At 75.4% G+C, this 16124-nt stretch carries 1 protein-coding gene (running past one end of the window); it reads right to left on the bottom strand.

The window, feature by feature from the left end:
• Positions 1–67: 67 nt before the first annotated feature.
• On the bottom strand, positions 68–16124 hold the 3' portion of the coding sequence (locus FB455_RS03520; protein ID WP_145752174.1) for a type I polyketide synthase. Its footprint extends 13754 nt past the window's final position; only the last 16057 of its 29811 coding nucleotides appear in the window; its start codon lies beyond the right edge, outside the window; the stop codon is at positions 68–70.

The following is a 16124-nucleotide window of genomic DNA, read 5'->3' as shown; positions in this document are numbered from 1 at the left end:
GGCGAGTGCGCGGACCCGCCCGGCCCGGCGTGTCACGACCGCCGACAACGGTCGTACGACACCATTTCTAGATCCCTGGCAAATTGCCGCCGGGGCCACCCAGCTCGCGGTGGATGAAATCGAAGATCTCGGCGTCGGTGGCGTCGTCGAGGGTGTGCGTGGCCGATTTCTCCTCGGCGGGACCACGGTCGTCGCCCCACCGGGCGACGAACGCCTGCAGCTGCACCAGCAGCTTCTGCCGGGTCAGCCGGTCCGGCGCCTCGGCCGCGAAGGCGCCGTCGAGCCGTTCCAGCTCGGCGAGCAGCGGCGCCGCCGCGGCGGCGCCGTCCTCGGCGAGCCGGTCGCGCAGGTGCCGGGCGAGGGCCGCCGGCGTGGGGTAGTCGAACACCACGGCGGCGGGCAGATGGACGCCGGTGGCGGCGCGGAGCCGGTTGCGCAGCTCCACGGCCGTCATCGAGTCGAAGCCGACCTCGCGGAACGCCCGGTCAGGCTCCAGCCCCGCGTCGCCGCCGTGGCCGAGCACGGTCGCCGCCAGGCCGCCCACGAGGTCGACGAGGACGCCCTCGCGGTCGGCGGGGCTCAGCGGACGCAGCCGCTCCCGCAGCGCGGTCGCCGCCTCGTCGTCAGCCGGCCGGCGCTCGTCGTCGGCGGGCATCGCCGCGCCCGCCTCCGGGACCCCGGTCAGCAGCGGGCACTGCCGCATCGACGCGAACGTCGGCACGAACCGGTCCCAGCGCACGTCGGCGACGATCAGCGCCCCCTGCGCGCGCAGCGCCTGCCCGAACGCCTCGACGGCCAGCTCCGGGGGCAGGCCCGGCAGGCCCCGCCGGCGCAGTTGCGTCTGCTCCGCCGACTCGGGATCGTCGCGCCACGGGCCCCACGCCACGGCGGTGGCCGCCAGTCCCCCGTGGCGCAGGCTCGCCGCGAGCGCGTGCAGCAGCGCGTCGCCCGCGGACTGGCCGGCCCGGCCGCCCGCGCCCCACACCCCAGTGGTCGAGGTGCACAGCACGAACGCGTCGAGCGGGCGGTGGGCCAGCTCGTCGGCGTACCTCGGGACGTCGCCGACGGTGGCGGCCAGGTCGGCGGCCAGGGCGGCGAGGGTCAGCTCGGTCAGCGGCACCGAGCCGGTCTCGGCCGGGACGTGCACGAGCGCGGTCACCGGCCGTTCCTCGGCGGCGAGCCGCTCCATCAGGTCGCCGAGCTTGCCCGTGGCCGGCTCGGCCAGCGGGAGCACCTCGGCGCCGTGGCGGCCCAGCCAGTCGGTGGTGTGCCGGGCGAGGGGGCCGGTCCCGCCGGTGAGCAGGACGGTGCCGTTCGGCCGGTAGCCGTCGCCCGCCGCCGGCAGCCCGGTGTCGCGGACCAGCCGCCGGGTGTGCACGCCGGCCTCCCGGACGGCGATCTGGTCCTCACCGTCGACGTTGACCAGGGCCCCGGCCAGGGCCGCGTACGCCGCCTCGGCCGGGTCCGCCGGCAGGTCGACGACTCCGCCGACGTGCCGGGGGTGCTCCAGCGCGGCGACGAGGCCGAGGCCCCAGGTGGTGGCCTGCGTCGGGTGCACGACCGCTTCCCCGCCGACGGCGACGGCGCCGGTGGTGGCCAGCCACAGCGGCACGGCCGGGCCGGAGCGGCCGGTGTGCGCCTGCACGAGCAGCAGGTTCGCCGCCAGGCCGGTCGGCAGCGCGGACTGCTCCGGGTGCGGCGCCTCGTCCAGCGCCAGCAGGGACAGCAGCGCCGTCGGCTGGTGCGCGGCGGCGAGCCGGTCGAGGTCGGCGGTCAGACCGTCGCGGGTGACGGTGGCCGGGTCGACGGTCAGCAGGTGCACCGTCGCGGCGCCGGCCGTGAGGGCGGCGAGCACCCGCTCGGTGACCTGGTGCCGCGGGGCCACCACCAGCCACGTGCCGGGGTCGGCGACGGTCAGCGCCCGGCGTTCCCAGGTGACCCGGTACCGCCAGCCGGCCAGGGTGCCGTCGAGCTGCCGGCGGCGCCGCCACGACTCCAGTTCCGGCAGCAGCTCGCGCATCGGCTGGTCCGGGTCGAGGCCGAGGCGGCCCAGGTCGCCGTCGGTGACGGCCCGCCAGAACGCGTCGTCGACCGGGTCGTCGGCGGCCGGTGCCGGCAACGTGTCGAGGGTCGGCCAGTAGCGCTGCGGCCGGAACGCGTACGTCGGCAGCTCGGGCAGCAGCCGGCGATCCGGGCGGGGGCCGGCCAGCGCGGCGAGCACCGCCGCCCAGTCGACGTCGCGCCCGGTGCCGTGCACGACGGCCAGCGCGGCGAGCAGGGCGGCCGGCTCGTCGGCGCCGGCGCGCAGCGCCGCCACGGCCGTGCCGTCGTCGGCGTCGGGGAGCAGGCCGGCGGTCATCGCCGTCAGCACCGCCTGCGGTCCGAGTTCCAGGAAGGTGTCCACGCCCGCGTCGCGCAGCGCGGCGATCCCGTCGGCGTACCGGACGGCCTCCCGGACGTGGCGCACCCAGTAGCCAGGCGTACGGATCTCGTCGGGCTCGGCGAGCCGCCCGGTCAGGTTCGACACGATCGGCAGCAGCGGCGCGGCGAACGTCAGTCCGTCGAGGACGGCTCGGAAATCGGTCAGCATCGGCTCCATCAGCGGGCTGTGGAACGCGTGGCTGACCCGCAGCCGGCGGGTGCGTACGCCGCGTTCCCGCCAGAGCCGTTCCAGCCCGTCGAGGGCGTCGAGGGCCCCGGCGAGGACCACGGCGGTGGGGCCGTTGACCGCGGCGACGCCGACCCGGTCGCCCAGCCCGGCCAGGGACTCGACGACGGCCGCCTCGTCGGCGGCGACGGCGAGCATCCCGCCCCCGGCGGGCAGGGCCTGCATGAGCCGGCCCCGGGCGGCCACCAGCGTGGCGGCGTCGGCGAGGGACAGCACGCCGGCGACGTGCGCGGCGGTGATCTCGCCGATGGAGTGCCCGCCAACGTGCCCGGGCACCACCCCGAACGACTCGACCAGCCGGAACAGGGCCACCTCCAGCGCGAACAGCCCCGCCTGGGTGAAGACCGTCTCGTCGAGCAGCGTCGCCTCGGCGCTGCCCTCGGCCGCGAACAGCACCGGCTTCAGCGGCTGCGGCAGCTGGTGGTCCAGGGCCGCGCAGACCTCGTCGAGGGCCGCCGCGAAGACGGGGAACGTGTCGTACAGCCGGCGGCCGGCACCGGGGCGCTGGGCGCCCTGGCCGGAGAACTGGACCGCGAGGCCGCCGCCGCGTCGCCGGGCGGTGACCACCGCGGGGTGCTCCTCCCCGGCGGCCAGGGCGCGCAGCGCGGCCAGCCGGGTCGCCCGGTCGGCGGCCACCACTGTGGCCCGCCGGCCGAGGTGGGCCCGGCCGTCGGCGAGCGCCCAGGCGACCAGGTCGGCGGGGTCGTCGCCCGTCGCGACGCGGTCGGCCAGCCGGCCGGCCTGCTCACGCAGCGCGGGCAGGTCGGCGGCGGAGACCGGCCACGGCAGGATCGCCGCGGGACGGTCCCCGTCGGGGAGGACCGGCTCCGGACGGTCCGGGGCCTGTTCCAGGATGACGTGGGCGTTGGTGCCGCTGATGCCGAACGAGGAGACGCCCGCCCGGCGCGGCCCTTCCGTGGTGGTCCACGGTCGTGCCTCGGTGAGCAGCGCCAGCGTGCCGGAGGACCAGTCGACGTGCGGGGTCGGCGCGTCGACGTGCAGGGTCTTCGGCAGCACCTCGTGCTGCAGGGCCAGCACCATCTTGATGAGGCTGGCGGCGCCCGCCGCGGCCTGGGTGTGGCCGATGTTCGACTTCACCGACCCGAGCCACAGCGGCCGGTCGGCGGTCCGGTCCCTGCCGTACGTGGCCAGCAGGGCCTGCGCCTCGATCGGGTCGCCGAGGGTGGTGCCGGTGCCGTGCGCCTCGACGACGTCCACGTCGGCGGGGGTGAGGCCGGCGTTGTCGAGCGCGTGCCGGATGACCCGCTGCTGCGCGGGCCCGTTCGGCGCGGTGAGGCCGTTGCTCGCGCCGTCGGAGTTGACGGCGCTGCCCCGTACGACGGCGAGGATCCGGTTGCCGTCGCGCTGGGCGTCGGAGAGCCGCTGGAGCAGCAGGACGCCGACGCCCTCGCCCCAGCCGGTGCCGTCGGCGGCCTCGGCGAACGCCTTGACCCGCCCGTCGGCGGCGAGGCCGCGCTGCCGGGAGAACTCCAGGAACGCGCCCGGCGTCGACATCACCGTCACGCCGCCGGCCAGCGCGAGGTCGCATTCGCCGCTGCGCAGCGCCTGCGTGGCGAGGTGCAGGGCCACCAGCGACGACGAGCAGGCCGTGTCGACGGTGACCGCCGGGCCGTGCAGCCCGAACGAGTACGCCAGGCGGCCCGAGACCACCGACGCGCCGTTGCCGGTCGCCTGGTAGCCCTCCACCTGGGCTCGGGCGCCCAGCAGCAGTGTGGCGTAGTCCTGCCCGTTGGTGCCCATGAAGACGCCGGTGGCGGAGCCGCGTACGCCGTGCGGGTCGATGCCGGCGCGTTCGAAGGCCTCCCAGGTGGTGTGCAGCAGCAGCCGCTGCTGCGGGTCCATGGCGAGGGCCTCGCGCGGGTTGATCCCGAAGAACGCGGCGTCGAAGCCGGCGACGTCGTGCAGGAAGCCACCGCTGCGGGTGTAGCTGGTGCCGACCTGCTCCGGGTCGCTGTCGAACAGGGCGTCGAGGTCCCAGCCCCGGTCGGCAGGCATCGGCGTGACCGCGTCCACTCCGTCGGCCAGCAGCCGCCACAGCTCCTGCGGCGACGACACCCCGCCCGGGAAGCGGCAGGCCATGGAGACGATCGCGATCGGCTCGTCGGCCGCGGGCCGGGCCGCGGTCGCGCCGCCGGCAGCCGGGCCGCCGTCCGCGCCGACCACGATTTCGGTACGCAGGAAGCGGGCCAGTTCCGCCGCCGAGGGGTGGTCGAAGACCACTGTCGACGGCAGGGTCAGGCCGGTGACCCGGCCCAGCCGGTCCCGCAGCTGCACGGCGGCGAGGGAGTCGAAGCCCAGCTCGCGGAACGCCCGGCCGGCCGGCACCTGGTCGGTGGTGGGGTGGCCGAGCACGGCCGCCGCCTCCGCGCGGACGAGGTCGACCAGCAGCGCCTCCTGGCCGGTCGCCGGCAGCGTGGCGAGCCGGTTGCGCAGCCCGTCGGTCGCGGCGGTGTTCTCCGGCCGCTGCGGCTCCCCGGCGACGGCGGGGGCGACCCGGTCGAAGAGGTGGCTCGGCCGTACGGCGGTGAACGCCGTGACGAACCGGGACCAGTCGACGTCCACGATCACCGGGGCCGCCTCGGGGGCGTTCACCCAGCGGCCGAGCGCCGCGACGGCGGCGTCGGGCGCGAGCGGGCTGAACCCGCGGCGGCGCAGGCCGTCCGCGGTCTCCCCGGCGGCCATGCCGTCCTCCGCCCACGGGCCGTACGCCAGCGCGGTGGCGGGCAGGCCCTTCGCCCGGCGGGCGGCGACGAGGGTGTCGAGCAGGGCGTTGCCGGCCGCGTAGCCGGCCTGCCCGCCGCCGCCCCAGACACCGGCGACCGAGGAGAAGACCACGAACGCGTCGAGGTCCCGACCCCGGCAGGCGGTGTCGAGGTGCAGGGCGCCGAGCACCTTGCCGGCCAGGGTCTCCGACAGCTCGCCGTCGGTCACCTCGTGCGCTGCGGTGGTGCCGCCGGACGCCCCGGCGGTGTGCACGACGGCGGTCAGCTCCGGCAGCCCGGAGACCATAGCCTCGACCGCGGCCCGATCGGTGACGTCGCACGCCACCACCCGCACCGCGCCCAACTCGTCGACCAGCTCGGCCGCGCCCGGCGCCGCCGGACCCCGCCGCGAGGCCAGCACCACCTCGGCCGCCCCGTTCGCCAGCAACCAGCGCGCCACGTGCCGACCCAAGGCGCCCGTACCACCGGTCACCAGCACCGTCCCGGCGGGCCGCCAACCCGCACCCGCGGGCGGCGCGGCCGGCACCAGCCGCCGGCCGAAGAGGCCGTTGCGGCGGACGGCCACCTGGTCCAGGGTGCCGTCGGCGAGGACCGCGACGAGCCCGGCGCGGGCGCCGCGGTCGGCGCGGTCGGGCAGGTCGACCAGGCCACCCCAGCGGTCCGGCTGTTCGAGGGCGACGACCCGGCCCAGGCCCCACGCCAGCGCCGCCCACACGTCGCCGGCCCGCTCCCCCGCCGTGACCGGCATCGCGGTCCGGCTGAGCGCCCACACCCTTCCGGCCAGGCCGGTGTCGGTCAGCGCGCGGACAAGGGTGAGCAGCACCGCCGTGCCGGCGGGCACCGCCGGGGTGTCCGCCAGGGGCCGGTCCTGGCGGGGCAGCACGCAGAGCACCCCGGCCCAGCCGTCCCCGCTGATCCGGCCCAGTCGCTCGCCCAGTTCGGCGCGGGCGAGGGTGGACGACACGGTGAGCGTGTCCACCCGGGCGCCCGCCTGGGTGAGGGTCTTCGCCACGCCCGCGTCGGCGCCGCTGTCGACGGTGACGACCAGCCACCGCCCGGACAGCCGGGTCGCCGGGGCCGGCCGTACCGGCTCCCACCCGATCCGGTACGACCACCCGTCGAGGGCGGTGTCGCGCGACCGGTGCTGACGCCAGCGCGCCAGGAGCGGCAGGGCCGGGCCGAGCGCGTCCAGGTCCTCGGTGTCGTCGCCGAGTTCGGCGGCGAGGGCGGCCAGGTCGCCGCGCTCGACGGCGGCCCAGAACTCGGTGTCGCCGCCCTCCGGGGCGGCCTGCCTCGTGGGCGTGCCCTCAGGCCAGTAGCGCTGGTGCTGGAAGGCGTACGTCGGCAGGTCGACGCGGCGCGCGCCGGTGTCGGCGAACCACTGCGTCCAGGTCACCGGCATCCCGTGCACGTGCAGCTCCGCCAGGGCGTGCAGCAGCGCGTGCGCCTCCGGACGGTCCCGGCGCTGCACCGCGACGGCCAGCACGGCGTCGTCGCCGGGCAGCACGTCGGCGGCCATCGCGGTCAGCACACTCTGCGGCCCGACCTCCAGGAACGTGTCCACCCCCGCCTCGCGCAGGGCGGTGATCCCGTCGGCGTACCGGACGGCCTCGCGGACGTGCCGCACCCAGTAGTCGGCCGTGCGGATCTCGTCCCCGGCCAGGGCACCGGTCACGTTCGACACGACCGGCAGCAGCGGCGTGGCAAAGGTGAGGCCGTCCAGGACCGTGCGGAACTCGGCCAGCATCGGCTCCATCAGCGGACTGTGGAACGCGTGGCTGACGGTGAGACGGCGGGTACGCACACCTCGGTCCCGCCAGGCCTGCTCCACCTCGTCCAGGGCCTCGACGGCACCGGAGACGACGACGGCGGCCGGACCGTTGACCGCCGCGATACCCAGCCGATCGGTCATCCCGGCGAGAGACTCCGCCACCGCAGCCTCGTCAGCGGCCACGGCCAGCATGCCGCCGCCCGTGGGCAACGCCTGCATCAACCGACCCCGCGCGGCCACGAGGGCGCACGCGTCGGCCAGGGACAGCACCCCGGCCACGTACGCGGCCGTCACCTCACCGATCGAGTGACCAGCCAGCATGTCCGGCACGATCCCGAACGACTCCACCAGACGGAACAACGCCACCTCGACCGCGAACAACCCGGCCTGCGTGAACACCGTCTGATCCAGCAACTCCGCCTCGGCGGAACCCGCCGACGCGAACAGCACCTCCCGCAGCGGGCGCGGCAGCAACGGGTCGAGGTGTCCGCACACCTCGTCCAGCGCGGCGGCGAAGACCGGGAACCCGGCGTACAACTCCCGGCCCATGCCGGCGCGCTGCGCGCCCTGGCCCGAGAAGAGCAGCGCGAGCTGGCCGCGTACGGCGGTGGAGCCGGTCACGACGGTCCCGGAGGGCTCGCCCGCATCGAGGGCCCGAAGCGCGGTGAGCAGGTCGTTGCCGTCGGCCACCACGGCGACGGCGCGCTGTTCCAGCGCGGGCCGGGTGGTGACGGAGGACCAGGCCACGTCCAGCGGACGCGGGGCCTCGTCGACGGCGAGCCAGCGCGCCCACCGGCCCGCTTGGCCGGCCAGGGCCGCGTCGGAGCGCGCGGAAAGCAGCACCGGCACGACCGGCGGCACGTCGCCGGCGACGACCTCACCCTCGATCGTCTCAGCCGGCGGCTGCTCGATGATCACATGCGCGTTCGTGCCGGAGATCCCGAACGACGACACCGCCGCCCGACGCGGCCGGTCCACCCGCGGCCACGGAGTGGGCTCGGTCGCGAGGGCCACCGCCCCGGCCGACCAGTCCACATGCGGCGACGGCTCGTCCACGTGCAGCGTCGCCGGCACCAGGCCGTGGCGCATCGCCATGACCATCTTGATCACACCAGCCACACCCGCAGCCGCCTGCGTGTGCCCGATGTTCGACTTCACCGAGCCGAGCCACAACGGCTCCCGCCCCTGCCGGTCCTGCCCGTACGTCGCCAGGACGGCCTGCGCCTCGATCGGGTCACCCAGCGTCGTACCCGTGCCGTGCGCCTCGACCACATCCACGTCGGACGGCGACAGCCGCGCCGACGCCAGCGCCTGCCGGATCACCCGCTGCTGCGACGGACCGTTCGGCGCGGTCAGACCGTTCGACGCGCCGTCCTGGTTCACGGCCGTACCACGCACCACGGCGTAGATCTTCCGGCCCTCGCGCTGGGCGTCGGAGAGCCGTTGCACCAGCAGCACGCCGATGCCCTCGGACCAGCCGGTGCCGTCGGCGGACGCCGCGAACGACTTGCACCGGCCGTCCTGCGACAGACCACGCTGACGCGAGAACTCGATGAACGTCCCCGGCGTCGCCATCACCGTCACACCACCGGCCAACGCCAGATCACACTCACCCGACCGCAACGCCTGCGCGGCAAGGTGCAGCGCGACGAGGCTGGAAGAACAAGCGGTGTCGACGGTGACCGCCGGGCCCTCCAGCCCGAAGGTGTAGGCGACCCGACCGGACAGCACGCTGCCGGAGGTGCCGGTCCCGACGTAGCCCTCCACCTCGGTCGGCAGGTCCATGAGCCGGGAGGCGTAGTCGTGGTACATGACACCGGCGAACACACCCGTCCGGCTGCCCCGCAACCGCTGCGGGTCCAGCCCCGCCGACTCGAACGACTCCCACGACGCCTCCAGCAGCAACCGCTGCTGCGGATCCATCGCCAGAGCCTCACGCGGCGAGATCCCGAAGAAGCCCGGGTCGAACTCCGCCGCCCCGTACAGGAAACCACCATGGCGCGTGTACGACGTACCGCTGCGGTTCGGGTCCGGGTCGAACAACGACTCCAGGTTCCAGCCCCGGTCCGCCGGGAACTCGGAGATCCCGTCGCCGCCGCCGGCCAGCAGCCCCCACAGTTCGTCGGGGGATTCCACCCCGCCCGGGTAGCGGCAGGCCATGCCCACGATCGCGATCGGCTCGTCGGTGCCGACGACCGGGCCGGCGACCGGGCCGGCGGTCGACTGGCGCACCCCGGCCAACTCCGACCACAGGTGGTCGGCGAGCACGGCCGGGGTCGGGTAGTCGAAGACCAGCGTCGAGGCCAGCCGCAGCCCGGTGGCCGCGTTCACGCGGTTGCGCAGGTCGACGGCGGTCAGCGAGTCGAAGCCCAACTCCCGGAACGCCCGGTCCGCCGGCACCGACTCCGCGCCACCGTGCCGCAACACCTGCGCGACCAGACCCCGTACCAGCACGTCGACCTGGGCGCGGCCCTCGTCCTCGGTCAGCCCGGCGAGCCGGTCGGCCCAGCCGCCACCGCCCTGCCCCGCCTGGCGGCGGGTGCCGGTCACGCCGATCAGGGTACGCAGCATGGCCGGCACGGGGCCGCCGGAGGTCGCCGCCCGCAGCGCGGGCACGTCGATCACGGCCGGTACGAGGACCGCCCGGTCGGCGCCCAGCGCGGCGTCGAACAGCTCCAACCCGGTCCCGGCGCTCATCGGCGTCAGACCCGCCCGCGCGGACCGCGCCCGGTCCGCCTCATCGATCGAGGCGGCCATGCCTGCCGTGTCCCACATCCCCCACGCCAGACTCACCGCCGGCAACCCGAGCTGCCGCCGGTGGACCGCAAGCCCGTCCAGGAACGCGTTACCCGCCGCATACGCCGACTGACCCGGCGAGCCGAGCACACCCGCAACCGACGAGAACACCACGAACAAGTCGAGATCCAGACCCGCCGTCGCCTCGTGCAGGAACCAACCCGCCGACACCTTCGGCGCCAACACCCCCGCCAACCGCTCCGCCGTCAGCCCCTCCACCACACCGTCGTCCAACACACCAGCGGTGTGCACCACACCTGCCAGCCGACCCTCGGCGGCCACCTCGGCCACCAGACCGAACACCTGGTCCCGGTCCGTCACGTCACAGGCAACGACCCGCACGGACGCACCCAGCGCGGACAGCCGCTCCGACAGCTCGCCCGCACCCACAGCCTCCGGGCCGCGCCGCGACACCAGCACGAGAGACCGCACGCCGTGCACCGACACCAGGTGCTCCGCGACCAACGCCCCGAGCGCACCCGTACCGCCGGTGACCAGCACCGCACCGTCACCCACGGCCGGCGTCTCCGCCGCCGTGATGCCGGCCCGGACCAGGCGCGGCGAGTGCACCGCACCCCCGCGGACGGCCAACTGGCCGCCGGTCGCGGTCGGTTCCCGCAGGACGCCGTCCAGCAGGGCCATCAGCGCGGCATCCGGGTCGCCGTCGACGTCCGCGAGCACGATGCGGCCCGGGTGCTCCGACTGCGCCGAGCGCAGCAGACCCCACACCGCCGCGCCGGCCAGGTCGGTCACCCGGTCGTCGTCCCCGACGGACACCGCGCCCCGGGTCACCACCACGAGCCGCGAGTCCGCCAGGGCATCCGCCGCGAGCCAGGACTGCACGGTCGCCAGCACGTCCGAGGTCACCGCCCGGACCGACTCCACCGTCGCCGACCCGGGCACGGGGAACACCGGCAGCAGCAGCGTCCGGGGGACGGACTCCTCCCCCGCGGCCGTCGCCACGCCGGGGTACGTGGGCATTCCGACGGGTGCCGACAGCTCCCGGCCGCCGGTCACCAGCGCCCAGCCGGAAAGCTCCCCGGCGGGCGCGGCCTCCACGGCCGGCCATCGCAGCTCGAACAGCGACCGCGTGGCCACGCCCGGCGCGGCCACGCCGGTCAGCTCCCGCAGGGCGAGGGAGTCCACCGACACGACCGGCGCGCCCACCTCGTCGTACGCGGCCAGCCGCAGCCCGGAGCCGTCGCGGGTCAGGCGTACCCGCAGCGCCCCCGCTCCCGAGGCGTGCACCTGCACGCCCTCGAACGCGAACGGCACCCGTGGCCCGCCCGACTCCTCGCCGCCCAGCAGCAGCCCGATCGGGTGCAGGGCGGCGTCCAGCAGCGCCGGGTGCACGCCGAACCCGGCGGCCTCCGTCGCGTCGTCCGGCAGGACCACCTCGGCGTACACCTCGTCGCCGCCGGTCCAGGCACGCCGGAGCCCCTGGAAGGCCGGCCCGTACGTCAGGCCGTGTTCCGCCAGCGTCGGGTACCAGCTCGCCAGGTCCACCTCCGCCGCGACGGCGGGGGGCCAGGTGACCGGGTCCGGCTCGTCGGCGGTGGAAGGCTCCAGCACGCCCTCCGCGTGCCGGGTCCAGCCCGCCTCGGGATCGTCGTCGGGGCGGGAGTAGACGGCGACGGGACGCTGCGGCGACTCCGACGTGGACACCCGCACCTGGATCCGTACGCCTCCCGTTCCGGGGAGGGCCAGCGGGGTGGCCATGGTCAGCTCCCGCAGCCGGGAGAGGCCCACCTCGTCGCCGGCCCGCACCGCCAGCTCGACCAGGGCGGTGCCCGGCACCAGCGTCAGCCCGGCGACCGTGTGGTCGGCCAGCCACGGGTGCGTGGCCAGGGAGAGCCGGCCCGTCAGCACCATCTCGTCGTCACCGGCCAGGTCCACCGTCGCGCCGAGCAGCGGGTGCCCGGTGCGGCCGAGCCCGGCCCCGGACACGTCGCCCGTACGCGCCCGGCCGGCGGTGGGCCAGTAGCGCTGGTGCTGGAAGGCGTACGTGGGCAGGTCGACGCGGCGCGCGCCGGTGTCGGCGAACCACGACTGCCAGGTCACCGGCACGCCGTGCACGTGCAGCTCCGCCATGGCGTGCAGCAGCGCGTGCGCCTCCGGACGGTCCCGGCGCTGCACCGCGACGGCCAGCACGGCCTCGTCGCCGGGCAGCACGTCGGCGGCCATCGCGGTCAGGACGCTCTCCGGCCCGACCTCCAGGAACGTGTCCACCCCCGCCTCGCGCAGGGCGGTGATCCCGTCGGCGAAGCGCACGGCGTCGCGGACGTGCCGCACCCAGTAGTCGGCCGTGCGGATCTCGTCGCCGGCCAGGGTCCCGGTCACGTTCGACACGACCGGCAGCAGCGGCGTGGCAAAGGTGAGGCCGTGCAGGACCGTGCGGAACTCGTCGAGCATCGGCTCCATCAGCGGGCTGTGGAACGCGTGGCTCACCGTCAGGCGGCGAGTGCGCACGCCCCGGTCGCGCCAGTACCGCTCCACCTCGTCGAGGGCCTCGACGGCACCGGACACCACCACTGCGGTGGGTCCGTTGACCGCAGCGACGCCCACCCGGTCGGTGAGCCCGGCGATCGACTCGACCACTGCGGCCCCGTCGGCCGCCACGGCCAGCATGCCGCCGCCCGTGGGCAGCGCCTGCATCAACCGACCCCGCGCGGCCACGAGGGCGCACGCGTCGGCCAGGGACAGCACCCCGGCCACGTACGCGGCCGTCACCTCACCGATCGAGTGACCAGCCAGCATGTCCGGCACGATCCCGAACGACTCCACCAGACGGAACAACGCCACCTCGACCGCGAACAACCCGGCCTGCGTGAACACCGTCTGATCCAACAACTCCGCCTCGGCGGTGCCCGCCTCGGCGAACAGCACCTCCCGCAACGGACGCGGCAGCAACGGATCGAGGTGTCCGCACACCTCGTCCAGCGCGGCGGCGAACACCGGGAACCCGGCCGACAGCTCCCGGCCCATCCCGGCGCGCTGCGCGCCCTGGCCCGAGAAGAGCAGCGCGAGCCGGCCGCGCTGGCCGGTGGCGCCGGAGACGACCGTACCGGTGGGGTCGCCGTCGGCGAGGGCGGTCAACGCCGCGACCAGGTCGTCCCGGTCGGCGGCGGTGACGACCGCCCGGTGTTCCAGCGCGGGCCGGGTGGTGACGGAGGACCAGGCCACGTCCAGCGGACGCGGGGCCTCCTCGACGGTCAGCCAGCGCGCCCACCGGCCCGCCTGCGCCGACAGCGCGGCGGCGTCGCGGGCCGACAGCAGCACCGGCACGACCGGCGGCAGGTCGCGGGCGACGATCTCGCCCTCGATCGTCTCAGCCGGCGGCTGCTCGATGATCACGTGCGCGTTCGTGCCGGAGATCCCGAACGACGACACCGCCGCCCGACGCGGCCGGTCCACCGCCGGCCACGGAGTGGGCTCGGTCGCGAGGGCCACCGCCCCGGCCGACCAGTCCACATGCGGCGACGGCTCGTCCACATGCAACGTCGCCGGCACCAGACCGTGCCGCATCGCCAACACCATCTTGATCACACCAGCCACACCCGCAGCCGCCTGCGTGTGCCCGATGTTCGACTTCACCGACCCCAGCAACAACGGCCGATCCTGCGGACGCTCCTGCCCGTACGTCGCCAGCAGAGCCTGCGCCTCGATCGGATCACCCAGCGTCGTACCCGTACCGTGCGCCTCCACGGCATCCACGTCCGCCGGGGACAGGCGCGCGTTCGCCAGCGCCTGCCGGATCACCCGCTGCTGCGACGGACCGTTCGGCGCCGTCAGCCCGTTCGACGCACCGTCCTGGTTCACGGCCGTGCCACGTACCACCGCCAGCACGCGGTGCCCGTTGCGCCGCGCGTCCGACAGCCGCTCCACGAGCAGCACGCCGACGCCCTCGGACCAGCCGGTGCCGTCGGCCGAGGCGGCGAACGACTTGCACCGGCCGTCCTGCGACAGGCCGCGCTGCCGGGAGAACTCGATGAACGTCCCCGGCGTCGCCATCACCGTCACACCACCGGCCAACGCCAGATCACACTCACCCGAGCGCAACGCCTGCGCGGCAAGGTGCAGCGCGACGAGGCTGGAAGAACAAGCGGTGTCGACGGTGACCGCCGGGCCCTCCAGCCCGAAGGTGTAGGCGACCCGACCGGACAGCACGCTGCCCGACGTGCCCGTGCCGACGAAGCCCTCGGCGTCCGGCGGCAGGTCCATCAGGCGGGAGGCGTAGTCGTGGTACATGACACCGGCGAAGACACCCGTCCGGCTGCCCCGCAACCGCTGCGGGTCCAGCCCCGCCGACTCGAACGACTCCCACGACGCCTCCAGCAGCAACCGCTGCTGCGGATCCATCGCCAGAGCCTCACGCGGCGAGATCCCGAAGAAGCCCGGGTCGAACTCGGCAGCCCCGTACAGGAAACCACCATGGCGCGTGTACGACGTACCGCTGTGCTCCGGGTCCGGGTCGAACAGGCTCTCCAGGTCCCAGCCGCGATCGGTGGGGAACTCCGAGATCCCGTCGCCGCCGCCGGCCAGCAACGCCCACAGCTGGTCCGGACCATCGACGCCACCGGGGTAGCGGCAGGCCATGCCCACGATCGCGATCGGCTCGTCGGTGCCGGCGGTGAGTACCGCCGTCTGGCGGGCGGTGATCTGCCCGGAGACCTGCTCGTGCAGGTGGTCGGCGAGCACGGCCGGGGTCGGGTAGTCGAAGACCAGCGTCGAGGCCAGCCGCAGCCCGGTGGCCGCGTTCACGCGGTTGCGCAGGTCGACGGCGGTCAGCGAGTCGAAGCCCAACTCCCGGAACGCCCGGTCCGCCGGCACGGCTTCCGCACCACCGTGCCCCAGCACGTGCGCGACCAGACCCCGTACCAGCACGTCGATCTGGGCGCGCGCCTCGTCGGGCGCCAGGCCCGCGAGCTGGTTGGCCCAGTCGCCGCTCCGCGCGGCCCGTCGCCGGGCCGCCGTCGACCCGATCAGGGTACGCAGCACGGCCGGCACCGGGCCGGCGCCGAGCGCTGCGCGCATCGCCGGTACGTCGATCACGGCCGGCACCAACGCCGGCCGCTCCGCCACCAGGGCGGCGTCGAACAGCTCCAACCCGGTCTCGGCGCTCATCGGCGTCAGACCCGCCCGCGCGGACCGCGCCCGGTCCGCCTCGTCGATCGAGGCGGCCATGCCTGCCGTGTCCCACATCCCCCACGCCAGACTCACCGCCGGCAACCCGAGCTGCCGCCGGTGGACCGCAAGCCCGTCCAGGAACGCGTTACCCGCCGCATACGCCGACTGACCCGGCGAGCCGAGCACACCAGCAACCGACGAGAACACCACGAACAAGTCGAGATCCAGACCCGCCGTCGCCTCGTGCAGGAACCAACCCGCCGACACCTTCGGCGCCAACACCCCCGCCAACCGCTCCGCCGTCAGCCCCTCCACCACACCGTCATCCAACACACCAGCCGTGTGCACCACACCCGCCAGCCGACCCCCGGCAACGATTTCCGCCACCAGCGCGGACACCTGGTCCCGGTCCGTCACGTCACAGGCAACGACCCGCACGGACGCACCCAACGCCGACAACCGCTCCGACAACTCACCCGCACCGGCGGCCTCCGGGCCGCGCCGCGACACCAGCACGAGAGACCGCACGCCGTGCACCGACACCAGGTGCTCCGCCACCAGCGCACCGAGCGCACCCGTACCGCCGGTGACCAGCACCGCACCGTCACCCACGACCGGCGTCTCCACCGACGCCGCAGCGACCGCGCGCACCAGACGCGGCACGAACACCGCGCCCGAGCGCACCGCGACCTGACCGCCGTGCGTCGACGGCTCGTCGGCCACCGTGGTCAGCACACCCAGCAGCCCGGCATCCACGTCACCGTCCACGTCCGCCAGCACGATGCGACCCGGGTGCTCCGACTGCGCCGACCGCAGCAGACCCCACACCGCCGTACCGGCCAGGTCCGACATCCGGTCGTCCGCCGCCACCGACACCGCACCCCGCGTCATCACCACGAGCCGCGACTCCGCCAGCGCATCGGCTGCCAGCCAGGACCGGACGGTCGCCAGCACCTCCGAGGTCGCCGCGCGTACCGCGTCGGGGACGGCCGTCTCCGGCCCGTCGAGCGGCAGCAGC

This window comes from Micromonospora sp. CNZ296, from assembly GCF_007827635.1.
The sequence above is the reverse complement of the archived record's forward strand: the minus strand, read 5'-3'. Positions and strand labels throughout refer to the sequence as shown.